Origin of the sequence: Carboxylicivirga sp. M1479 (assembly GCF_007097485.1) — a bacterium.
In the GTDB taxonomy this organism is placed as follows: domain Bacteria; phylum Bacteroidota; class Bacteroidia; order Bacteroidales; family Marinilabiliaceae; genus Carboxylicivirga.
Genome location: NZ_VKDE01000027.1, coordinates 41,078 through 64,834 on the forward strand (window position 1 = coordinate 41,078; position 23,757 = coordinate 64,834).

Here is a 23,757-nt window from a genome sequence, read left to right on the forward strand (position 1 = left end):
TTAGACTAGTTTAAAAAATGATTTTACCCCTAAAGGCTGGTTTGTTTTGTTGTTTGTTAAGGCCTTCGAAATAATGCTCATTAGATATATCTTTATGACAAAGCAAAAGCTCATCGCTTAGCATTGTTTCCTTTAAAAAGTTAATTGACAAATGTTTGGGGTAGTTGTTTTTGTGGTGTTCAAAAGAAAAATGATCCATCATCCAATCAATGTATCTGGTTGAGGTAACATGTTTATTTAAGTCAATGTCAAAATACGTTGGAGCAATGGTCTTTATTGCCTGACCATCAGAAGCATCTAGTTTTAAGGGTGAATAATCCAAAGCGTATAATTCTTTTAATTTGGTAAAATACTTTGCTTTGTCGGCACTAAAAGTGCTTGGGCGTTTGCTTTCCAAATCAATGGCTAGCCATGCAGAATTAGCTTTGGCGATGATTCTGTTGTTCTTATCGCGTACAATAAAATCGCGCATAAAAAAGATACGTTCAATACTCTTGGGCCATGTTTCAACTTCAATAGTGTCGTTCCACTTTGGGTGGTGATACACTTCAATGGTTAGGCGGTTTAAAACCCAAAATAAATGATCCTTTCTTAAATGACTTAATCCAAACCCTAGGCTTTCGGCCGACTCAATGGCGGCTTGGATCAGGTAGTTTGCTAATGCGCTTATTTTTAGTCTGGCAAACATATCCGTGTCCGCCGAGCTTACTTTAAATTTTGTCTTAAGTTGAAGTTGAGTATCCATTTGCAAGGCATTAAAAGTCAAATAAGAATCAAAAATATGGTTTTCTTAAATTATTTCGCGTAGAAACGTGTGAATTTATAGTTTCTGCAAACCTTTTCGGAACGTATATAAATGATAGTTTATTAAGGTGTATTGTGCTTTAATTATCTTTATATTAATGATTTGTGGTAGTGTGGTTGTGTTGTTTTGTTTAATTAAATGTGTCTTTCTTAAAAGCCTTTCTTACTTTTACATACAAACTAATTGTTACGTTTATGAAAAACTCATTTCCACTTTTAATATTTATGGTATTGCTGCTTTCTGCTTGCGCTGTTAAGCAAAGCGAAAAAGTAGATACAAAACCAGATGTTCCATTTATATGGGAGAATGCTAACGTTTATTTTTTATTGACCGACCGTTTTAATAACGGAAATGCCAATAATGATGTGAATTTTAACCGTACCAAAAAATCAGGTAAGTTACGTGGTTTTATGGGAGGTGATATTAAGGGAATAACTGAAAAAATAAAAGAGGGTTATTTTACTGATTTAGGAATTAATGCTATTTGGTTTAGTCCGGTAGTGGAGCAAATTCATGGTTCAGTGGATGAGGGGACCGGAAGTACGTATGGATTTCATGGCTATTGGACGCGTGATTGGACGGCCTTAGAGCCTAATTTTGGTTCTGAAGAAGAGTTGAGTGAACTTGTACAAACGGCTCATAAACATGGTATCCGTATTGTTATGGATGTGGTAATAAATCATACCGGGCCGGTAACTGATATGGATCCATTTTGGGGAGATGAGTGGGCTCGAACAGAGCCGCAGTGCACCTATGAAGGGTATGAATCAACGGTAACTTGCACCTTAGTGAAGAATTTACCAGATATTTTAACTGAAAAAACAGAGGAAGTAGAATTGCCAAAGGCTTTGTTGGAGAAATGGGCTGATGAGGGACGCTTAGAAAAGGAGATGGATGAGTTAGATGCTTTTTTCATCGCAACAGGATATCCGCGTACACCGCGATACTATATTATAAAGTGGTTAACCGATTATATACGAAAATACGGGGTTGATGCCTTTCGCTTAGATACAGTGAAGCATACAGAAGCATCGGTATGGGCTGATTTGTGGAAAGAAGCATCCAAGGCTTTTGAGGAATGGAAAGCAGTGAACCCTGATTTAGTGGTTGATGATAATCCATTTTTTATGGTAGGAGAGGTGTATAACTATGGTGTTAGTGGTGGACGTTGGTTCGATTTTGGTGACAAGAAAGTTGACTATTTTGCCAACGGTATGCAAAGTTTGATCAATTTTGAATTTAAGTACGATGCAACAAAATCTTACGAAGAAATATTTTCAAAATATAGTGATGCTCTGAACGGACCTTTAAAAGGATATAGTGTTATTAACTATGCATCTTCGCACGACGATGGTGGTCCATTTGATAAGCAGCGAACCAAAACGATTGAGGCAGGAACAAAGTTGTTATTGTGTCCTGGTTCTTCGCAGGTGTATTACGGAGATGAAACGGGGCGTAGTCTTGATATAGAAGGTACGGTTGGTGATGCCACTTTGCGTTCATTTATGAATTGGGATGAGCTGGAAGCTAATAGTGATATTAATGGAGTTGCAGTACAAGGTATTCTAAGTCATTGGCAGAAGCTAGGGCAATTTAGAGCTGCTCATCCAGCTGTGGGAGCAGGTGTTCATTTGCAATTGAGTGCTGAACCTTATTATTTTAAACGGACTTATAAATCATCTGATTATAACGATCAAGTGATTGTGGGACTTGATTTGGATAATGGGGTGAAGACAGTAGATGTAAAGGGTGTTTTTAAAGGTGGGGAAGTTCTGAAAGACTATTATTCAGGAACTAAAGTGGAAGTTAAGAATGGAAAAGTAGAGCTTGATACTGATTTTGAAATTGTGCTCCTAGGCTCTTAATCGCGGCCTGGTCTTATAATATGCAGGGTGATGGATTTAATTTCTATCACCCTTTTTAATGCTTGTTATTTGATGGCAACTTTAATAACTATCTTCTCAACTTTTGTAGGCGCATCAATACTAATGCATGGAGCATGCAGGTCTTCGGGGTATAAGATACAAGCCATTCCAGTATTCATCCTAAAGTTTGAATAATCTGCCACTTTTGAAAAATGGAGGTCTTTATCTTTATCGTATTCACCTTCCTTTATAATTCGACTATTAGGAGCCACTAGTATCTGTTCAACGCCACTGTGGATGTATTGAATGTCAATGTACTTTTTATGACCTTCCATGTTCGCTTCTGCAATGGGCTTGGTTTCGTATGTTTGAAAAATTGCAAAGCTATCTCTTCCGTCTATTTCAACCTCAACCGTTTTGTTGGTGCTCACTTTCTCAAATATAGAATCGAGATCAGTAGTTGAAAGATAATTGATTGCTTTCTGAAATAGAGTGTTGTTTGCTTGATCTTTTATAGTTGATAAAGTGCCAATTATTGCCATTGCTAAATATTTTAAGGTAACTTCAAATATAAGGTATTTTCTTTACTATTGATTGGCTTATATAAAAGGCTAAGGGCCGGATAATTATTATCCGACCCTAGCAGGTTTAGTTGTGCAAATTCAAAGCTTAATCGTCTAAAAGCAATAGACGTGGAGTATATAAAATAATTTGGTTTGAGTTCCTTTTATTTATAGGATTTATTGACAATGAATAAACTCCATAACCAATTCTCTAATGGCTTCATTTTTACCATAAAGACGTTCGCTCAAGTCTTTATCTTCAAAGGCTTTAAGTTTGTTAATGGTATGGGTAATTACGCGCTCAGGAAATATGTTGTTTTGTTCAAAAATTGCACGTTTGTTGTCAAGGCAAATGCCAGATTCATAGCATGAGGTTGGAAGTTGTTCCAAGCCACCTTCGGGCATTTTGTCAAAAATATTACCGCTTACATAAAGTTTTTCCGCGCGTTCCAAGCTGTCATCCATCATTAGTCCATGGCCTGCTGCAGTTATAAGCCCGGCTATTGTTAAATGAATATTGGCAGAGCCATCTGGAGCTCGAAACTCTACAGTTTGCTTGCTATCGGTGCTTGCAGGATTAACTTCTACGTTAGGGTTGGCATCGAAAATCATGTTTTCCACTCCGCCAGTCCAACCTAAAGGTACACGAACCAAGGCTGAGCGGTTACGGTCGCCCCAGCAAATATTAGTAGGGGCTTCTTGGTGGGGTACAAGGCGTAGGTATGAAGTAGGAATGGTATTGCCGAAAGCAGTTAAGGCATCTGCTACATCTAATATGCCAGCAATTACTCTTTTGGCAACGTCGCTTAACTTACTGTCGTTAAGCATAATGTTTTTGCCATCTTTTTCAACTAGCATGTGAAAGTGTAAGCCACTGCCAGCTTTTCCAACCGTAATTTTTGGCGCAAAACTTATTTCTACATCAAGTTTTTCGGCAAGCATGCGTAATACCCATTTGGCTAAAAGCATTTGATCCGCTGCAAATTCAGGATCTGTCGGTAAAAACTCTATTTCGTGTTGTTCGTATGCTTCATTTCCGGCTGTAAAAGTGCCAACTTCGGCATGTCCATATTTTATCTGTCCACCACACTGGGCAATTAGCTTAAGAGCTTCTTTGCGCATGCCTTCAAATTTGGCAAATGGTTCTGATTCGTGGTATCCTTTTTGGTCAGAGCCAGGGAAAATGCTGCGACGTTCGCTATTGACATAGTATTCCAATTCGCCTAAAAACTTCATGCTCATGCCTGTGTTGGCCATAAAGTTGTTGTGCGCTTTTCTCAGAATGTTTTCAGGTGCAGATTCCAATGCCTGTCCTTTGTGATCGTAGAATGAACAAAGGATTTCAATTGATGGGTTTTCGGAGAATGGGTTTAAAAATGCAGTGCGATAGCGAGGTACAACATATAAGTCACTACTACCTGCTTCCATAAATGAAAAAAGACTAGATCCGTCTACTCGTTCGCCTGCAGAAAGAATTGCATCTAAATGTTCTCTGCCTGAAACAACGAAATTTAAACTCTTTAAACGTCCATCTTCAGCAACATATCTGAAGTTGAGCATTTGTATTTCGTTTGCTTCCATGTATTTTATGATGTCCTCTTTAGTAAATTCAGATGATTTTTTCTGAAGAAATCTTACAAGAGGATTCGGATTTAATGATAATGATAAGTTCATGGTTGTACTATTAATGAATTGATGTGTGCAAGATTGTAATAGTATTGTGTGTTTTTGATGATGAATGTCAGTATTTGTAAAAATTGAACATGTTTTAAAGCATTGAAACGGGGTGTGAGAGTGAGAAATTAAAAAATAACTAACAAAAATTTAAAAATAGCAGGGTAGCGTGAGTAATAGTAGGGATTGATTACTCAATGTGTGAAATGAGTATTGTAATTAAAGAAGATGGATTGATTTTTGTATGTTTACAGGCTCATAAATAATGCTCGATATGCGGACTGGTATTCTAATTTGTGCTTTATTATTGACGATATTTTCATCAATGGCTCAGGATAAGGAGTTGATTGATCCGATAGTTGTGTCTTCAATAGACAATAACGGACTTGCTATGGATACAAGTCGAATTGCTGATTTCCATGTGCAAGTAGGTTTAAGTGCTTTTAGCGATTTTGATGGGATGTATGGGTTTAATACCTATGTTGCTCCCCAATGGTCGGTAATGCCATTTTCAAGATTTCAAGTAGATGTGATGCCATTTATAAGCAGAACTAATTATTATAATATACCTGCATATGGCCACATGGATGCCACTAAGCTTAAGTTTGATGATAATATGTTGCAATTTGGCTTGTATACTCAGGCCACCTACATGCTAACTAGTCGCTTATATGCGGGAGCGTCCTTCTTTTTGAATACGAACATGCCCGAAAGTTCACAGTCAAGTTTGCAAGGTTTTAATAATTACGGAGCATCAACTTTTGTTGGGTATCGATTTACTGAATATTTTAGTGCTGAGGTATCGTTTGGTATCAGTAAATACCCTTCAATTAATACGCCAACTTCTGGTTTCTCTCCTATGATCCATCCTCGTAACCCCTACAATCGATTTTAGCAGGAGCAATGTATTGAATTGCTATTGTGCACTCTCCGAAATAATTTGTCCGTTTCATCAATAATTGATATATTCAAGTGTCTCAATTATAATCACGTACATCCTAATTTTTGTGCTATGCTAAACATTGCTCTTTTTGGACCCCCAGGTGCTGGTAAAGGCACTCAATCTGAATTCCTAATTAAAAAGTACAATCTATTTTACATTTCAACAGGAGATATTCTTCGTCAGGAACTGGCTGCAGAAACTAAGTTAGGTATGCAGGCAAAAAGTATTATTGCGCAAGGAGGATTGGTGTCTGACGAAATAATTGTTCAGATTATTGAGAAGACAATAAAGAATAACCCAGATGCCAATGGCTTTTTGTTTGATGGATTTCCGCGTACTTATGTGCAGGCATATATTTTAGAGGGCTTAATGATAAAGTTAAGAACCAAGTTAGATCTGTTGATTAGCATAGAGGTTCCTGAAGAAGAATCGGTCAATCGTTTGCTTTTGAGAGGAGAAACTTCTGGTCGTTTGGATGATAATGAAGAGGTAATTCGTAATCGCTTGCGCGAGTATGATGAAAAGACAAAACCGGTACTTGATTTTTACAAGGAGCAAGGCACGTATGTTGCTGTTAATGGCGTTCAAAAGATAAAAAAAGTTACTTCTGAAATTAAAAAAACAGTTAATAAGGTATTAGAAAAGAAACAGGTGAATATTGTATTATTTGGTTCGCCAGGTTCGGGAAGAGGTTCTTTGGGAAGAGCAATTGCTGAAAAATACCAACTTGAGTTTGTTTCTACTGGAGATATGATTGATGAAGAGATTAGTAAAGAAACGCCATTGGGGATGAAAGCAAAGAAATTATATGAAAACGGCCAGTTAGTTCCCGATGAAATGGTGATTCAATTAATCGAGAAGAAGATAGAGCAATCGAAAAAAGCGAAAGGTTTTATTTTTAAAGGCTATCCGCGTACTTTAGTGCAGTCTTATATATTAGATGGTATTTTGCAAAAACACGATGCAATTATAAATAAAATTATAGACCTACAGGTTGATACCTTAGAGTTGATTAGGCGTTTGGATAATCGGAGTAAAACAGATGCTTGCATGCCTTACGATACCAGTACAGAGAAAATTGTAAAGCGTCTTCAGGAGCACCAGGATAAAACAGTTCCCGTGATTGATAAATACCGTGAGATTCATGATGTGGCCAAGGTAAATGGCTCGGTTTGTTTTGAAGAGGTTATGGCGCAGGTGTCTTGTGAGATAGAAAGTAGTTTTAAGGTTTAAAAACAAGCTACATCGCAATAGTATAAAAATGCCCATTAAAACATTCTATCGTTTTAATGGGCATTTAAGCTTTAGTACAATGTCTACAATTCTATAATTTTATCTTTTTTAGTTTGCGCATCAACAACCGTAATAGCTGCCATGTCAACAATTTCGCGAACCGAGCATTGTTGCTGTAATACGTGTATTGGTTTTCTAATGCCAAGTAATATAGGGCCAATAATTTCAACCTGACCTAGTTCGTGCATCATCTTGTAGGCTATGTTACCCGAGCTAAGACTTGGGAAAATTACTGTGTTAACCTCTTTGTTGCCTAATTTTGAAAATGGAAAGCGCTTGCTTCTTAATTCTGCATTAAAGGCATAATTAGCTTGCATTTCGCCATCCACAACTAAATCGGGGTAGTTTTCGTGCAAATACTCAACAGCACTTCTTACGCGCTTCGGGCTGCCATTTTTTGTTGATCCGAAATTAGAATAAGACACCATAGCAACAACAGGATCGATATTGTACTTTTTTACTTCGTTTATGGTTAGTAAAGTAGTGTCAGCTAATGTGCGACCCGAAGGTTGGTAATTGACCGTTGTATCTGCAAAGAAATAGGGCCCCTTTTTGGTCATAACAATGTACATGCCAGCAATATGGTTAAGGGTATTGTTGGTGCCTGCGATTTGCAGTGCTGGTCGTATTGTGTCGGCATACTTGTTTGAAAAACCTCCAATAAATCCATCTGCTTCGCCTGCCTCAACCATCATAATGCCAAAGTAATTACGATCTAGCATTTGGTATCTGGCTTCTTCAATGTTTAGGCCTTTTCGTTGGCGCTTTTGGTAGAGTAAATCAGCATATTCTACACGTTTTTCAGCCTGTTCAGGTGCTTTGTTGTCAATAATCTGGAGATCTGAAATATTGAGATTGTTTTCCGAAGCAATGGCCTTAATTTTGGCTGTATCGCCTAGTAAAATAGGATCTGCTATCTTTTGCGAACGTACAACTTCAACAGCTTTCAGTACTTTAAAATTATCGGCATCAGAGAAAATAATGCGTTTTTTATCAGACTTGGCTCTTGTTCTAATGTCACGAACAAGCTTGTTGTAAATGCCCATTCGTTTCATTAAATCGACTTTGTATTGTTCCCAATTGACAATGTCTAATCTGGCCACGCCTGATGCCATCGCTGCTTTGGCTACTGCTGGAGCTACTTCGGTAATGAGTCGTGGATCAAGGGGTTTAGGAATAATGTATTCTTTACCAAAAATTAAATTCTGACTTTTATAGGCTGAGTTAACCTGGTCGGGCACATCCTTTTTTGCTAATTCGGCTAAGGCATATACTGCTGCCTTTTTCATTTCTTCATTAATGGCTTTGGCTCTAACGTCCAAAGCGCCTCTAAAAATAAATGGAAAGCCAAGTACGTTATTCACCTGGTTAGGGTAGTCAGAACGCCCGGTGGCAACAATAATATCGGGTCTAGCAGATATCGCATCTTCATAAGCTATTTCGGGTACGGGATTGGCAAGTGCAAAAACAATTGGCTTGATTGCCATGCTTTTAACCATTTGCTTACTTAATATGTTACCTTTTGAAAGCCCTAAAAACATATCAGCTCCTTCAATCACCTCGCTAAGAGTCGAAAGCGTACTGTCCTGAGCAAATTCTATTTTGTATTTGTTTAAATCATTTCTGTGTGTTGTCATCAGGCCCTTGCTGTCCAACATCCAAACGTTTTTTTGTTGAACGCCAAGGCTAATGTATAGTTTAGAGCACATGATGGCTGAAGCACCAGCTCCATTTACCACAACTTTAATGTCTTCTAATTTTTTGCCTGCTACTTCAACAGCGTTAAGTAGGCCTGCAGCAGAAATTATGGCAGTACCATGTTGATCATCATGAAAAACAGGGATGTCTAACTCTTTTTGTAGGCGAGTTTCAATCTCAAAGCATTCGGGCGCCTTTAAATCCTCCAGGTTAATACCTCCAAATGTTGGTGCTATGGCTTTTACAACTTTAACCATGTCATCAACATTTTTTTCGTCTACCTCAATGTCAAATACATCAACATCGGCAAAAACCTTAAATAGCAAGCCTTTTCCTTCCATTACGGGTTTGCCTGCTAGGGCACCAATGTCTCCAAGGCCTAAAACAGCTGTTCCATTAGATATTACACCCACCAAATTACCTTTGGCAGTGTAGCGGTAGGCGTCATCTGGATTTTTCTCAATCTCTTTACATGGTTCGGCTACTCCTGGTGAGTATGCTAGAGATAGATCTAATTGAGAACTGTATGGTTTGGTAGGGATAACTTCTATTTTCCCTGGCCTTCCATTCTCATGATACTGTAATGCATCTTGTTTGGTTGTTGACATCTTATGGCTAATTTAAATTTACGCAAATGTGATCATTTTTTAACTAGTAGATATTGATAAATATCCACCAAAAGACCTAACATTTCTCATCTATACACAATAAAAGGATGTTTTTATCTTTTGAAATAGATGTACAGCTAAATGTTTACATCATTTGTGAGTTATTGTGTAAATATTTAATGTTTCAATCAGTGTTTTGGTGCGAATCAAATTAAAAGGTCATTTGGTAATTGTACTATTATTTATTAGTCTTTAAATATTAGGCTATTATGTGTTAATTGGTATGCGAAGTTTGCTCCTTTAGTGGTATTAAATTTACGCAATTGAATTGATATATGTAAAATGTAATAATGGATTATTATTCAAATGACTACAATGTTTATTTTGGCTAAAGAAAAATAGCCATTGGGTCGTAACAAATTATTAACTTTGCGGGCTATCGTTTATAAATAATGTAAGCAACAATAAGTTGCTAGCTTATAAAATATAATTCTCCATTGGAGTAAAAACAAAGTTAACTATGTCAGTTGCACAGGAAAGACGCAAGAAAGTTACTACTCATGTATTGAGTGAGATGAAAATGCGTGACGAAAAGATCGCCATGCTTACAGCTTACGATTATTCACTGGCAAAAATTGTTGATAGTGCTGGTGTGGATGTTATTTTAGTCGGTGATTCTGCATCAAATGTTATGGCAGGTTGGGAAACCACTTTGCCAATAACTTTAGATCAGATGATATATCATGGAGCTTCGGTTGTTAGGGCAGTGCATCGATCGTTGGTTGTTGTGGATATGCCTTTTGGAACCTATCAGGGAAACTCAAAGGAAGCATTGACCTCAGCTATTCGTATTATGAAAGAGACGGCTGCTGATGCTGTTAAGTTGGAAGGTGGGCGTGAGATATTAGAATCGGTTGAAAGAATATTGTCCGCTGGTATACCTGTAATGGGGCATTTGGGTTTAACGCCACAAAGTATCCATAAATTTGGTACCTATACTGTACGAGCTAAGCAGGATGAAGAGGCTAAGAAGCTAATTGAAGATGCTCATTTGTTGGAAGAAGCAGGTTGTTTTGGCATTGTGTTGGAGAAAATTCCGGCAACATTGGCTGGTCAGGTAGCTAAAGAAGTGAAGATACCAATTATAGGTATTGGAGCAGGTAATCAAGTTGACGGCCAAGTTTTGGTTTTACATGATATGTTAGGGATTAACCAAGAGTTTTCGCCTCGTTTTTTAAGACGCTATCATAATTTATTCGCTGAGATCAGTGGTGCTGTAGGTAACTATATTGATGATGTGAAAGGCTTAGAATTTCCGAATGAAAGAGAGCAATACTAAATAAATTTGACGAGAGAGTGTAGGGCTCTAATAAATAGAAGATGAAGAAATTAGATATATTATACGAGGATAACCATATTATTGCGATCAATAAGTTGTCATCCGATATTGTGCAAGGTGATAAAACTGGAGATGAAACCCTGAGCGATCGAGTAAAAGCTTATATCAAGAAGAAGTACAATAAGCCTGGTGATGTTTTTCTAGGTGTTGTGCATCGCTTGGATAGGCCGGTTAGTGGAGTTGTATTGTTTGCTCGTACCAGTAAGGCTTTAAGTCGATTGAATAAGATGTTTCAGGAAAAGACAATCAAAAAAACTTATTGGGCAATAGTAGGAGAGTTACCTAAAGAAGATAGTGGTCGTTTGGTGCATCACATACTTAAAAATTCAGAAAAGAATAAAGCTTATGCTTTTCCAAAGCCGCGCCATGGAAGCAAGGAAGCAATTCTGAATTACCGATTGGTTTCGGGCTTGAAGAATTATTATATGCTTGAGGTTGATTTGGAAACAGGACGCCACCATCAAATACGTTGTCAGTTGGCTAAAATTGGCTGCTCTATAAAGGGGGATTTAAAGTATGGATTTCCTCGTTCGAATAAGGATGGTAGTATCTCATTGCACGCAAGGAAAATTGAATTTGAACATCCTGTTAAAAAAGAACCCATCACAATTATTGCTTCAACACCTGAGAGCGATAATTTATGGAAAGAGTTCAGGAATGTAAATAACTAATAGGGAAAAGGGGTATTAGTTACTTTTTACCCTTTAATAACCCTTCTCCAATAAATGATAGAGGCAGCAAATCTTTGCTGCTTTTTATTTTTTGTATACTTGAGTTTCCTACTAATAGAATGTCGTAAGCCTTTTTAAACCTTAGCTCGGTTTGGAGCATTACCTGACGACAAGCGCCACAGGGTGCCACAGGGGTTTCAATAACCCCATTTTTATTCATCGCTATGATGGCCATTGAAACAACTGCAGTGTTGGGGTACTGAGCATTGGCATAGAACAAAGTCACTCGTTCTGCACATAAACCAGATGGATAAGCGGCATTTTCCTGATTGCTACCACTTATAATTTCGCCATTGTCCAAAAGAGCTGCTGCACCAACCTTAAATTCTGAATAGGGAGCATAGGCTTTTTGGCATGCTTCGCTTGCTGCTGTTAGTAGCTTTTGTTCATTATTGGTAAGTTCACTTTGCTTATCGTAAACTTCTATCTGAATGGATATGGTCGTGTTTTTCATAATTCTTTCATCAGATAGGTAAGATAGTAAAATTGTAATTAGCAGAATCGACTATAAACGAAAAAAGGAGACCATTTGGTCTCCTTTGTATTTTAGCAAGCTTAATAAATTAAGCGTTAGTCGCTTTTTTTACGATTGCTTTGAAAGCTTCCGGGTGGTTCATTGCTAAGTCAGCAAGAACTTTACGGTTGATTTCAATGTTTTGAGCGTGTAACATACCCATTAACTTACTGTACGATACACCTTCGATGCGAGCTGCTGCGTTAATACGCTGAATCCATAATGCTCTGAAGTTGCTCTTTTTCTTTTTTCTATCGCGGTAAGCGTAAGATAAACCTTTTTCGTATGCGTTTTTAGCAACAGTCCATACGTTTTTTCTACGTCCAAAGTAACCTTTGGTTTGCTTTAAAAGCTTTCTGCGTCTCTCTCTTGACGCTACATGATTTACTGATCTTGGCATTTTAAAATCATTTTAGAATGGTTAGCGCCCCCTTCGGGAATCTTTGCAGCTAATTCACTCTGGTTTTTTAATAAAAAAATCTTTCTCTCTTCGTGAGAAATTAGTCTACTTCATTGTTAACAATAGCTTGATGTTTGATTCATCAGCTTTGTGAACAGTGCCAGCATATGTCAAATTTCTCTTCTGCTTCTTAGTCTTCTTAGTTAAGATGTGACTTTTGAAGGCATGCTTCCTCTTGATTTTTCCGCTTCCAGTGATTGTAAAACGCTTTTTAGCACTGGAATTTGTCTTCATTTTTGGCATTATTCCTATATATTTAGTTATAAAAAATGCTATTTGTTTTTAGCACTTGCCTTTGGTGCAATAAACATAGTCATACGTTTACCCTCCAATTTAGGCAGCTGCTCTACTTTTCCGATTTCTTCAAGATCCTGAGCGAAACGTAATAATAAGATTTCACCTTTATCTTTAAACAAAATAGAACGACCTTTAAAGAATACAAAGGCTTTTACTTTTGCACCCTCACCAAGGAATTTCTCAGCATGTTTTAATTTAAATTTATAATCATGGTCATCAGTGTTGGGTCCGAAACGAATTTCTTTCACAACCACTTTAACCGCTTTTTGCTTAAGCTCTTTTTGCTTGCGCTTTTGCTGGTAAAGAAATTTCTGATAATCAGTGATTTTACACACAGGCGGATCAGCGTTTGGCGAAATCTCCACCAAGTCTAAGTCCAAATCATCAGCAAATTTAATGGCTTCCATAGTTGGGTAAACACCTGGATTTTCGATGTTATCTCCAACCAATCTTACCTGTGGAACCCTAATATTCCTATTAATTCTGTGAGCAGGCTCCTGTTTGACTGGGCGTACCTGCCTTCTGTTTGGTCTAGCTATAGTTAAACCCTCCTTTGATTAATTAATACTTATTGTTCGATTTCAGAAAGCATTTTTTCAACTTCCTGATTTATAAAATCAACAAAATCTTGCTGTAACATTGTTCCTTTATCACCATCTCCTTGCTTTCGAACGGCAACTTTCCCTTCTTCAGCTTCCTTTTCTCCTACAATTAACAGGTATGGAATACGCTTTAACTCGTTGTCCCTTATCTTCTTACCTATTTTCTCGTTACGGTCGTCTAGAACGGCACGAATATCGGAATTATTTAGGAAATTAAAAACTTTTTGAGCGTAATCATTATATTTTTCGCTGATAGGTAAAATTACCACTTGTTCAGGCGTTAACCACAATGGAAATTTACCTGCAGTATGTTCGATAAGAACGGCTACAAAACGCTCCATACTTCCGAATGGTGCGCGGTGGATCATTACTGGTCGGTGCTTTTGGTTATCGCTACCGATATACTCCAATTCAAAGCGTTCAGGCAAGTTGTAGTCAACCTGTATGGTTCCAAGTTGCCATTTACGACCAAGGGCATCTTTAACCATAAAGTCTAGCTTAGGGCCGTAGAATGCAGCTTCGCCATACTCAACAATGGTGTTCATGCCTTTTTCTTCACAAGCCTCAATAATTGCTTGTTCAGCTTTGTCCCAGTTATCTTCGCTACCAATGTATTTCGAATGGTCGTTTTGGTCGCGTAGTGAAACCTGAGTAACATAGTCTTTAAAGTCAAGAGCCTTAAAGATGTATAATATAATGTCAATTACTTTTTTGAACTCATCCTTTAATTGGTCTGGGCGACAGAATAAGTGGGCATCATCTTGTGTAAAACCACGTACCCTTGTTAATCCATGCAATTCGCCACTCTGCTCGTATCTGTATACGGTACCGAACTCAGCAAAGCGAATAGGAAGATCTTTATAAGAACGAGGTTTAACCTTGTAAATTTCGCAGTGGTGCGGGCAATTCATCGGCTTAAGTAAGAACTCTTCTCCCTCAGCAGGTGTGTTGATCGGTTGGAAAGAATCTTTACCATATTTGGCATAGTGACCAGACGTAACGTAAAGTTCTTTGTTGCCAATATGAGGTGTGATTACTGGTTCGTAACCATATTTCATTTGAACGCGCTTAAGGAAGTTCTCAAGGCGCTCACGTAATTTAGCTCCTTTTGGAAGCCATAATGGTAGTCCTTGGCCTACTTTCTGTGAAAAAGCGAATAGCTCCAGCTCTTTACCAATTTTACGGTGGTCACGCTTTTGGGCTTCCTCTAATAAATGCATGTGTTCCTCAAGCATTTTTGCTTTTGGGAATGAAATAGCATAGATACGAGTCAGCTGCTTGCGCGTTTCGTCGCCTCTCCAATAAGCACCTGCTATACTTAATAGTTTAATTGCTTTTATTGGTGCTGTTGAAGGCAAGTGAGGTCCGCGACATAAGTCGGTAAAGTTTCCTTGTTTATAAAAGGAAATGGTGCCATCTTCAAGTTCACTAATAAGCTCTAGCTTATAATCATCATTTTTTTGAGTGAAATAATCTAGTGCTTCGGCTTTTGATACTTCGCTACGTGTATACGCTAGTTTTTGACTTGCTAAATCTTTGAATTTCTTTTCAATTTTAGTTAAATCAGAATCTTTAATAATTGTATCGCCTGTATCTATATCGTAATAAAAACCATTTTCAATGGTTGGTCCAATGCCAAATTTAGTGCCTGGGTATAACGCTTCAATCGCTTCGGCCATCAAGTGAGCTGATGAATGCCAAAATGCGTGCTTACCCTCTTCATCTTCCCATTTGTGTAGCTTAATGCTGGCATCATTGGTTATTGGGCGCGTTAAATCCATTAGGGTATCATTTACCGTAATTGATAAAACTTCTTTAGCCAAACGGTGACTAATGCTTTGCGCAATTTCTAAACCCGTTACGCCTGCTTCAAACTCTCTGACACTCTGGTCTGGAAAGGTAATATTTATCATGCTTCTATCGCTTAGATTTTAAAAACATGCAAAGATAACTAAAACCCTTTAAAGCTAGGGGTGGAAGCCTCTTTTTTTGTTTTATTTTCATAATTATTCCAAAATGCTGTCAAATTCCATTGTTTTATACTTGTGTTATTTATTAGCTTTGACTCTTAGTTAATTAGAAATAGTGTTATTACATAAATAAATTACAAATGAAGCATTTAAGCGTTTTTTTGACATTAGCATTGATGTCGATTGTAGTGTTTGCACAAAAGCAAACTGTTTCGTTAGAGGACATAACAGCGAAAGGCACTTTTGGGGCTAAGTCTGTTCGAGGGCTTCGCTCAATGGGTGATGGCATCCATTACACGACTTTAGAAGAAGGAAAGCGAATTGTTAAATATCAGTATGCCACAGGTAAACAGGTTGAAGTGGTTTTTAACCTGGATGATCAGGGTGATGATTGCGAGGTAAAACGCATTGAAGGGTATGAATTTAATGGTGGCGAAAGCAAACTGTTAATTTATACCAATGCCGAATATATTTACCGACACTCGTTTAAAGCTGATTATTTCGTTTACGATATCCAGTATAAGGAGTTAAAACCATTGTCGGAGGGTGGGAAGCAGCAAATCGCATCATTCTCCCCGAATGGAGAAATGGTTGCTTTTGTTCGCGATAACGATTTGCACTTATCTAAATTGAAGTTTGGAACAGAAAGTGCCATAACGGAAGATGGTGAGTATAATAAGATAATTAATGGTATGCCTGACTGGGTGTACGAGGAGGAGTTTGGTTTTAATAAAGCCTACGATTGGTCGCCAGATAGCAAAGAAATTGCTTTTATTCGCTTTGATGAGTCTCAGGTAAAGGAATTTGCTTTTCCAGTTTATCAGGCATCTCACCCTAATAACGAAGAAAATAGTTTATACCCTGGTCAATATAAGTTCAAGTATCCAAAAGCAGGTCAGGATAATTCGGTGGTGACTGTACATGTATTCAATATTAAGAATCGTACCACCAAAGCGATGGAAATTGGGGAAGAGACAGATATCTATATTCCGCGTGTACGCTTTACTCAGGAAGGTGGAAAGCTGGGTATTATAAAACTAAACCGTCATCAGAACTATTTACAATTGATGATCGCCAATACCAATTCAGGTGTTTGTAATACGGTGTTTACCGATAGGAATGAGCGTTACATTGAACAAGATGTATTGGATAATTTGCAATTTTTAGAAGATGGGAAGCATTTTGTATACGTTGGTGAAATGGATGGATACAACCATATTTACTTGTATTCTATGGCGGGACGCAAAGTACGCCAGATTACACAAGGAGAGTGGGATGTTACTGATTATCTTGGGTACAATGCAAAAACGCGCATGTTTTATTACCAGGCTGCTGTAAAGTCGCCAACGCAGCGTGAGGTATATGCCATACGTAATGATGGTAAAAAGACCATGAACTTTACAAGTGTTGATGGTACGAACAGGGCCTCTTTTAGTAAGGGGTTTAAATATTACATTAATTATTTATCCAATACAACTACGCCTACCTTGGTTACATTGCACGATGGTAAAGGGAAGCAGATCCGCGTTTTGGAAGATAATAAGAGTTTGAAGGAGCGTGTTGCTGAGTTTGAGATTAGTCCAAAAGAATTCTTTTCTTTTAAAACCAGTGAAGGTGTTGAGTTAAATGGATGGATGGTAAAACCATTGAATTTTGATGCCAGCAAACAATATCCAGTGCTGATGACTCAATATAGTGGTCCAAACTCTCAGCAAGTGCTAGACCGATGGGGGCACGGATGGGAGCAATACCTGGCAGCTGAAGGCTATATGGTGGCTTGTGTTGATCCGCGTGGTACTGGAGCTAGAGGAGAAGAATTTAGAAAGTGCACCTATAGAAAATTAGGTAAGTACGAATCGGATGATCAGATTGAAGCTGCCAAATATTTAGGTTCGCTGGACTATGTGGATGCCTCAAGAATTGGAATATGGGGATGGAGCTATGGTGGCTTTATGTCTTCCTTATGTTTGAGTAAATCAGATGTTTTTAAAATAGGTATTGCTGTTGCTCCAGTTACTAACTGGCGTTATTACGATTCGGTTTATACTGAGCGTTATATGCGTAAGCCACAGGAGAACCAAAAAGGCTACGATGATAATAGTCCTATCAACCATGTTGATAATTTGAGTGGTCGCTTATTTCTTATTCATGGAACGGCAGATGATAACGTTCACTTTCAGAATGTGATGGAGTATGTTGATCGCTTGGTGCAGGCAGGAAAACAATTTGATATGTTTGCCTATCCAAATCGTAATCACAGCATTTACGGTGGAAATGTGCGCAATCACTTGTATCGCATGAAAGCCGATTATATTTTCCGTAATCTATAATCTTGTTAAAGGCTAGTAAAAGCCTTTCTATAATATCAGGATGGCATCTTTGTTTACAATGCGTAAATGAAGATGCCATCCTTTTTTTGTGATGAAGCTTTATAGCTTCTTTAATTCTTCTTTTAGGTATTTAGCTGTATGGCTTTTTTTGCTTTTTGCTACCTTTTCTGGGGTTCCAGAGCATATGAGCTGTCCGCCAAAACGACCGCCATCAGGGCCTATGTCAATTACATGATCGGATACTTTAATAACATCCATGTTGTGCTCAATTACAATAACCGTATTGCCTTTGGCTACTAATCGGTGTAATACATCCAGCAATACCCGTATGTCTTCAAAATGAAGCCCTGTAGTTGGCTCATCTAATATGTACACTGTTTTGCCTGTATCGCGTTTGGCCAACTCGGCTGCTAATTTTACGCGTTGACTTTCGCCACCCGACAAGGTAGTTGATGGTTGGCCAAGTGTAATGTACCCCAGACCTACATCTTGAAGGGTTTTTAGTATTTTAGATAACTTAGGAATGTGCTGAAAGAATTCGACCGATTGGTTAATGGTCATATCCAACACATCGCTTATTGATTTACCTTTGTAACGCACCTCGCAAGTTTCGCGGTTATACCTGCGACCACCACAGTCGGGGCATTCGACCATTACATCGGGTAAAAAGTTCATTTCAATTATCTGCACGCCTCCGCCTTTGCAGGTTTCACATCTGCCACCAGCCACATTAAAAGAGAAACGACCAGGTTTATATGCGCGTATTTTTGATTCGGGCAGTTCGGCAAATAGCTTTCTTATCTCATCAAATATTTTGGTATAAGTTGCTGGATTCGAGCGAGGTGTTCTGCCCAATGGCTTTTGGTCTACATCAACCACCTTATCGATGTGCTCCAAGCCATCTACCGATTTAAACGGCAGTGGATCTTTAACCGATTTGTAAATGTGTTGATTTAAAATAGGGTAGAGGGTTTCGTTAACTAAAGTAGACTTGCCGCTACCCGAAACACCCGAAACACATATGAGTTTTCCCAATGGAAAGTCAACATTAACTGCTTGTAGGTTATTGCCTGTTGCTCCTTTAATTGTAATGGTTTTGCCATTCCCCTCTCTACGCTCTGATGGCAGTGCAATTTGTTTTTTACCCGTTAAATAGTGTGCCGTTAATGAGTTGCTATCCAATATTTGCTGTGGGGTGCCATGGGCAACTACTTCGCCACCATGACGGCCTGCGTGTGGTCCCATATCCACCACATAGTCGGCAGCCATCATCATGTCATGATCGTGTTCAACTACCAAAACGCTGTTACCAGTATCGCGCAATTGGCATAGTGAATTAATAAGACGGTGGTTATCGCGTTGGTGCAGTCCAATGCTGGGTTCATCTAAAATGTAGAGTACATTAACCAGTTGTGAGCCTATTTGAGTCGCTAGCCTAATGCGCTGACTTTCTCCTCCTGAAAGAGTCATAGCGCTACGGTTGAGTGATAAGTACTCAAGTCCTACATTGATTAAAAAGCCCAAACGGTTGCGGATTTCTTTTAAAACCTCGTAACCAATTGTCTTTTGTTTTTTGCTTAAACGCTCTTCAAGCCCTTGGAACCACTCATGTAGTAAACCCAGGTCCATTTCGGCCAGCTCAGCAATGTTTTTATCATCAATTTTAAAGTGAAGAGCCTCTTTGTTTAAGCGTTGTCCTTGACATTCGGCACAGGTATCGTTTTTAATAAACTGGTTCGCCCACTTTCGCGCTTTCATCGAAGTGTCATTATCTTGTTGATCAAGAATGTATTTGATAACGCCTTCGAAGCTTAAGTAGTAATTTGAGGTGCCACCCAAAGGTGTGTTCTTAAGAGTAAGAGGTTCGCTTGATCCGTGTAAAATAATATCCAGCGCTTCCTCAGGGATGTTTTTAATGGCCGTATTAATTGTAAAATTGTATTTGTCGGCAATGGCTTCTATCTGCCAAAAGATAAGGTTGTTTTTGTATTTACCCAGTGGGGCGATGCCTCCCTTTTTAATGCTATCGTTAACATTGGGCACTATTTTGTCAAAATCAACTTCATCAATTCGACCCAAGCCTTTGCATTTAGGACAAGCACCTTGGGGCGAGTTAAAAGAAAAAGAGTGGGGCGCAGGTTCGTCGTACGACAGTCCACTGCTAGGGCACATTAATAGGCGGCTATAAAAGCGCTGTTCATTACTCTCTTTGTCAATAAGCATCATAATGCCTTTGCCATGTTGCATAGCCAGGCGAATACTTTCTTTCAGGCGTTTGATGTCTTTGTCCGATACTGCCACGCGATCAATTACCATTTCAATAAAGTGGGTCTTGTAGCGATCGACTTTCATGCCATGCACTACCTCCTGTATTTCGCCATCAATGCGCACATGGAGGAAGCCTTTTTTTCTGATTTGCTCAAAAAGCTCTTTGTAATGTCCCTTACGACCTTTAACCAAGGGGGCAGCAATGTATACTTTCCTACCCTTAAACTGCTCAAGTATTAAGTCTAGTATCTGATCATCGGTGTATTTAATCATTTTTTCTCCTGTTTTATAGGAGAATGCCTCGCCTGCACGAGCATAGAATAGGCGCAGGAAATCGTAAATTTCAGTGATGGTACCAACTGTTGAGCGTGGGTTCTTACCAGTGGTTTTTTGCTCAATGGAAATAACGGGACTAAGGCCTGTTATTTTATCCACATCAGGACGTTCCATATTGCCCAAAAACTGTCGGGCATAGGCTGAAAATGTTTCAATATATCGGCGCTGACCTTCGGCATAAATTGTATCAAAGGCAAAGGACGATTTACCACTTCCACTTAGTCCTGTAACAACCACCAGCTTATTCCGAGGTATGCTTACGTCAATGTTTTGGAGGTTATGAACACGGGCTCCGTAAACTTCAATCTTTTCAGTTTCGTCTATTTGCTCAATGGCTGGTATCGCTGTATCTTTCACTTTCATCAACTTAAGAACATGCAAAGATAGTTATTAGTTCGAATGCTGATAACTGTAAAATGGCTGAATGTGAAAAGTGTCTTAGTGCTTTTGGGATTATTACCTACAAAAAAAATCGCACCCTAAATAGTTTACCATTTAAGATGCGATTTGCTTATATTTTTGAAAGTGCGCGAACCTACGCCTTGCTATTTTACTTGGGTACTGTCTGGCACTACTTTAAGAGGATTGTTTAAGTATTTTTTAGAGGCTTCAGGCAATTTAAGTGTGTAACTCTTTTTCGATGAGTTAGTAATGTAGGCTTCACGTAGCCATGGATTCAAGTTTTTTAATTCTTTATAGGTAATGCCGTACTGTTGTGCAAAAACTGCAAAATCTTTAATGCCTGTTTTTAGCTCAAAGTCAATGGTGTTGATGTGTGGATAGACATCTTCGTTTTTCACAAAGAAACCGTAGTGCTCAGCATTTGTCAATATCTCTTTAATAGCCAATATACGATAAACGTAGCGACCTGTTTCTTCGCCTAAAAGTAAATCGTAATAGCTGTCAGTTTTTTGTCGATCTAATTGTCTGTTAACACCCGAACGGCCTGCGTTATAAGCAGCAGCTGCCAATGTCCAACTATCATAATGAGCATGCATTTTTTTCAGGTACTTACAGGCTGCAAGGGTTGATTTTTCGATATGATAACGCTCATCAACTTCTTTGGTAACCTCTAAGCCGTATTCGCGGGCAGTTGCCCTCATAAACTGCCACAGTCCAACAGCACCAGCAGGAGATTTGGCACGTGGCATAAAGCTACTTTCTATTATTGATAGGTATTTGAAATCGTCGGGTACGCCTTGTTCTTTTAAAATTGGTTCAATAATCGGAAAATAACGATTGGCTCGTTTGATAAACAAGATGGTTTGCGATTGCCAGTAGGTATTAACCAATAATTCGCGATCAAAGCTCTCTTTTACATCGTAGCGCTGAATAGGTGCTTTTTCGCCAGCAAAATTAATGTTATTTGGTATGTCAAGAGATGAAATGGCATAGGTGGGCTGTTTAACTATTTCTACTTCCGGTTGCTTGTTGGGTTCAGCCGAATGAATAAATAGTTGTGATATTAATATGACTGCAATAACAGCAGCTGATAGTGATAATAGTTTCGTGTAAAAATTCGCCTTCATAGTCTCTCTCTTTATCAATCTTTTTTCAACGGACACCAAAAATAATTTTTAGGCCAAACAAACCAAAAAACGTGCCGCATTAGTTATTAACACTGTCGAATTTATTCTGAATGTGGTGGGTGTTGATACTACGCCAGCAAATGAAAAATGTTTGCTTAATGGCATTAAAAATTACAAAACCCATTAAATAGTTTATCTTAATGAATTCCTTCGTGTTGAATTCTGATCCTCTAGCTAAAGTTACTAAACCCTATTTCGAGATTAATCTTGTTTTCGAAGTGGAAAGTACTTTTTATAGGTAAGGCATCGCCATGCCCACTCAATTGGGCCAAACTTAAACCAACTAAACCAAAGCATACTAAACAATAGTTGAATCAATAAAATGCCTGTTGCTACATAATAAACGTTTTCAAGGCTTAGTTTTCCAAATAATCCGAAGCCAATAATAGGATAAAATATGAAGATGCTTAATAGAGTATGACCTATGTATGAGCTCAATGACATTTGACCGTAGGCCTTAAGGAAATTCCATAAAAAGAAATTGCTGAATCGCTTTACTAAAAAGGCAAGTATTGAAAAGTAGGATAGTGCCATGCTTAACTGTCCAACTTCATGTACCAGTTTGTGAAACCAATCGGTCCATGAGTTGGCAAAAGATGAAATGCTACCCGGTATTTTCATGGCTAAACCAGTAAATACAAGTCCTGTAAGGATTAATGATATGAGCACTTTCGTTTTGTAAATAGTTGTGGTAAAATAGCCCGAAGCGTACAAGTAGCTGCCTATAAGAAAAAGCCCCAGCACCTTAAATGGTCGTCCCGATGGAATGAAATCGTACCAACGCCATTGTACGTTATGGAAATTGGTTTTAAAAACGGTCCAAAAATCCATGGAGGTAAAACCTGCCACTACTTCATTAGGGCTTAGGTCGGGGTATACTTTCAGGGCAGTTTTAACCACAGTGCTTACTTCTTGTTTAAAAGCCAAAACATGAACGATGTCAATTAAAAGGGGCGTGAAGTAAAGGGCAATGCCCAATTTTAGGCTGTTTTGTACACTTATATTTTTTAATGCTAACATGAAAAAACCAAGAATAGCATACAAGGTTAAAATATCGCCCGACCAAATTAGAGAGTGGGCTATGCCAATTATTAATAACCATGTGAGGCGACGTGCATATAGTGCTGGAAATTTAGGATTGTCTTTGTTTCGAGATATTTGTAAGCTAAAACCAATACCAAATAAAAGTGAGAAAATGGTATAGAACTTGGTGTCGACAAAGAATTTGAGGTAGCTGTATATTTCAGTGTCTACGGATACATTTCCGAACGATTTAATGATCTCGAACGGGACAAACTTAATGCCGCTCCAACTTAAAGAGTTGGCGTATAAAATACCAATAAGAGCGAATCCTCTTACAATATCAAGTAGAACAATGCGATTCGTATTGGGGCCTGAGTTAGACGTTTGTTTGGTCATGGTGTATGGTATGGTGCAAAGTATGGTACGAAAATAATCATCTTTAATAATTATAGCTAATCTTTAAACTATTGGTTGAAATACTTACAGCAACAAGGTAATGTGTTGAAGAAAAGTAGTCAAAATACATATGGATCTTTATCAATTTTAACAACTATATTTATCGATAATTTTATAAATGAGTCGAGCCATGAGAATAACTTCTCACACAGGAGCATGATTGATTTAGGCGAGTTCCATGTGACATAAAAAACAAAATATAAACATATCGTTAGTTTGTGGAATACCTAAATATGAGAAAACCAATTAGGAGTCAAACGTGATTTTTAACTTAGGCAAAAAGCTCCATCTGCTGCATTAACTTTAATAAACAGATAGATAAAATCTAAGTTT

Annotated in this window: 18 protein-coding genes and 1 pseudogene; 6 read left to right on the top strand and 13 right to left on the bottom strand. The window is 38.2% G+C overall.

All coding sequences use genetic code 11. The annotated features are described in order from the left end of the window. Window positions 1-10: 10 nt before the first annotated feature. On the bottom strand, window positions 11-745 hold the full coding sequence (locus FNN09_RS15655) for an acyl-[acyl-carrier-protein] thioesterase (RefSeq protein ID WP_143303317.1): 735 nt from the start codon (window positions 743-745) through the stop codon (window positions 11-13). A 254-nt stretch (window positions 746-999) separates the two neighbouring features. Here FNN09_RS15655 and FNN09_RS15660 point away from each other — a divergent pair, with 254 nt between their 5' ends. Next, window positions 1,000-2,670, top strand: coding sequence for an alpha-amylase family glycosyl hydrolase (locus FNN09_RS15660; protein WP_143303318.1), 1,671 nt, complete (start codon window positions 1,000-1,002; stop codon window positions 2,668-2,670). A 65-nt stretch (window positions 2,671-2,735) separates the two neighbouring features. Here the strand turns inward: FNN09_RS15660 and FNN09_RS15665 are convergent, their stop codons facing one another. After that, a complete protein-coding gene (locus FNN09_RS15665; RefSeq protein ID WP_143303319.1) occupies window positions 2,736-3,212 on the bottom strand; it encodes a YhcH/YjgK/YiaL family protein in 477 nt (158 codons plus the stop codon). 198 nt (window positions 3,213-3,410) lie between these two features. Beyond that, a complete protein-coding gene (locus FNN09_RS15670; RefSeq protein ID WP_143303320.1) occupies window positions 3,411-4,907 on the bottom strand; it encodes a glutamine synthetase family protein in 1,497 nt (498 codons plus the stop codon). Window positions 4,908-5,181: 274 nt separating this feature from the next. On the opposite strand from FNN09_RS15670, the gene FNN09_RS15675 reads away from it, so the two are divergent. Continuing rightward, a complete protein-coding gene (locus FNN09_RS15675; protein WP_143303321.1) occupies window positions 5,182-5,802 on the top strand; it encodes a hypothetical protein in 621 nt (206 codons plus the stop codon). A 117-nt stretch (window positions 5,803-5,919) separates the two neighbouring features. Beyond that, window positions 5,920-7,083, top strand: a complete 1,164-nt coding sequence (locus tag FNN09_RS15680) for an adenylate kinase (RefSeq protein ID WP_143303322.1) — start codon at window positions 5,920-5,922, stop codon at window positions 7,081-7,083. A gap of 83 nt (window positions 7,084-7,166) precedes the next feature. Here the strand turns inward: FNN09_RS15680 and FNN09_RS21605 are convergent, their stop codons facing one another. Both FNN09_RS21605 and FNN09_RS21610 read right to left on the bottom strand, forming a co-directional pair. Then, window positions 7,167-8,198: a phosphate acyltransferase gene (locus FNN09_RS21605; protein ID WP_370511665.1), complete on the bottom strand. Its 1,032-nt coding sequence runs from the start codon at window positions 8,196-8,198 to the stop codon at window positions 7,167-7,169. A 30-nt stretch (window positions 8,199-8,228) separates the two neighbouring features. Then, window positions 8,229-9,449: pseudogene (locus tag FNN09_RS21610) on the bottom strand (malic enzyme-like NAD(P)-binding protein); the annotation flags it as partial. A 520-nt stretch (window positions 9,450-9,969) separates the two neighbouring features. On the opposite strand from FNN09_RS21610, the gene panB reads away from it, so the two are divergent. Both panB and FNN09_RS15695 read left to right on the top strand, forming a co-directional pair. Further along, a complete protein-coding gene (panB, locus tag FNN09_RS15690; protein ID WP_143303324.1) occupies window positions 9,970-10,788 on the top strand; it encodes a 3-methyl-2-oxobutanoate hydroxymethyltransferase in 819 nt (272 codons plus the stop codon). Between the two features lie 41 nt (window positions 10,789-10,829). Next, complete coding sequence (locus FNN09_RS15695) at window positions 10,830-11,519, top strand: RluA family pseudouridine synthase (RefSeq protein ID WP_143303325.1); 690 nt, start codon at window positions 10,830-10,832, stop codon at window positions 11,517-11,519. Between the two features lie 19 nt (window positions 11,520-11,538). Here the strand turns inward: FNN09_RS15695 and cdd are convergent, their stop codons facing one another. The 5 genes from cdd to thrS form a co-directional block, all read right to left on the bottom strand. After that, entirely contained in the window at window positions 11,539-12,033 is a 495-nt protein-coding gene (cdd, locus tag FNN09_RS15700; RefSeq protein ID WP_143303326.1) for a cytidine deaminase, read from the bottom strand. A gap of 109 nt (window positions 12,034-12,142) precedes the next feature. After that, complete coding sequence (gene rplT / locus FNN09_RS15705; RefSeq protein WP_143303327.1) at window positions 12,143-12,493, bottom strand: 50S ribosomal protein L20; 351 nt, start codon at window positions 12,491-12,493, stop codon at window positions 12,143-12,145. A gap of 105 nt (window positions 12,494-12,598) precedes the next feature. Beyond that, the gene (gene rpmI, locus FNN09_RS15710; RefSeq protein ID WP_143303328.1) at window positions 12,599-12,796 is read right to left on the bottom strand and encodes a 50S ribosomal protein L35; all 198 of its coding nucleotides are present in this window, start codon (window positions 12,794-12,796) and stop codon (window positions 12,599-12,601) included. 29 nt (window positions 12,797-12,825) lie between these two features. Beyond that, window positions 12,826-13,389 (bottom strand): translation initiation factor IF-3, encoded by a 564-nt coding sequence (infC, locus tag FNN09_RS15715; RefSeq protein WP_143303329.1) that lies wholly within the window; start codon window positions 13,387-13,389, stop codon window positions 12,826-12,828. A 29-nt stretch (window positions 13,390-13,418) separates the two neighbouring features. Beyond that, window positions 13,419-15,365 carry a threonine--tRNA ligase gene (thrS, locus tag FNN09_RS15720; RefSeq protein ID WP_143303330.1) on the bottom strand — a complete coding sequence of 649 codons (1,947 nt, stop codon included), beginning with the start codon at window positions 15,363-15,365 and terminating at the stop codon, window positions 13,419-13,421. A 197-nt stretch (window positions 15,366-15,562) separates the two neighbouring features. On the opposite strand from thrS, the gene FNN09_RS15725 reads away from it, so the two are divergent. Continuing rightward, complete coding sequence (locus tag FNN09_RS15725) at window positions 15,563-17,752, top strand: S9 family peptidase (protein ID WP_143303331.1); 2,190 nt, start codon at window positions 15,563-15,565, stop codon at window positions 17,750-17,752. A 99-nt stretch (window positions 17,753-17,851) separates the two neighbouring features. Here the strand turns inward: FNN09_RS15725 and uvrA are convergent, their stop codons facing one another. From uvrA to FNN09_RS15740, 3 genes are all read right to left on the bottom strand, one after another. After that, window positions 17,852-20,719 carry an excinuclease ABC subunit UvrA gene (gene uvrA, locus FNN09_RS15730; protein WP_143303332.1) on the bottom strand — a complete coding sequence of 956 codons (2,868 nt, stop codon included), beginning with the start codon at window positions 20,717-20,719 and terminating at the stop codon, window positions 17,852-17,854. 182 nt (window positions 20,720-20,901) lie between these two features. Continuing rightward, window positions 20,902-21,885 (bottom strand): lytic transglycosylase domain-containing protein, encoded by a 984-nt coding sequence (locus FNN09_RS15735; protein ID WP_143303333.1) that lies wholly within the window; start codon window positions 21,883-21,885, stop codon window positions 20,902-20,904. A 261-nt stretch (window positions 21,886-22,146) separates the two neighbouring features. Then, entirely contained in the window at window positions 22,147-23,364 is a 1,218-nt protein-coding gene (locus tag FNN09_RS15740) for a DUF418 domain-containing protein (protein ID WP_143303334.1), read from the bottom strand. Window positions 23,365-23,757: the final 393 nt, after the last annotated feature.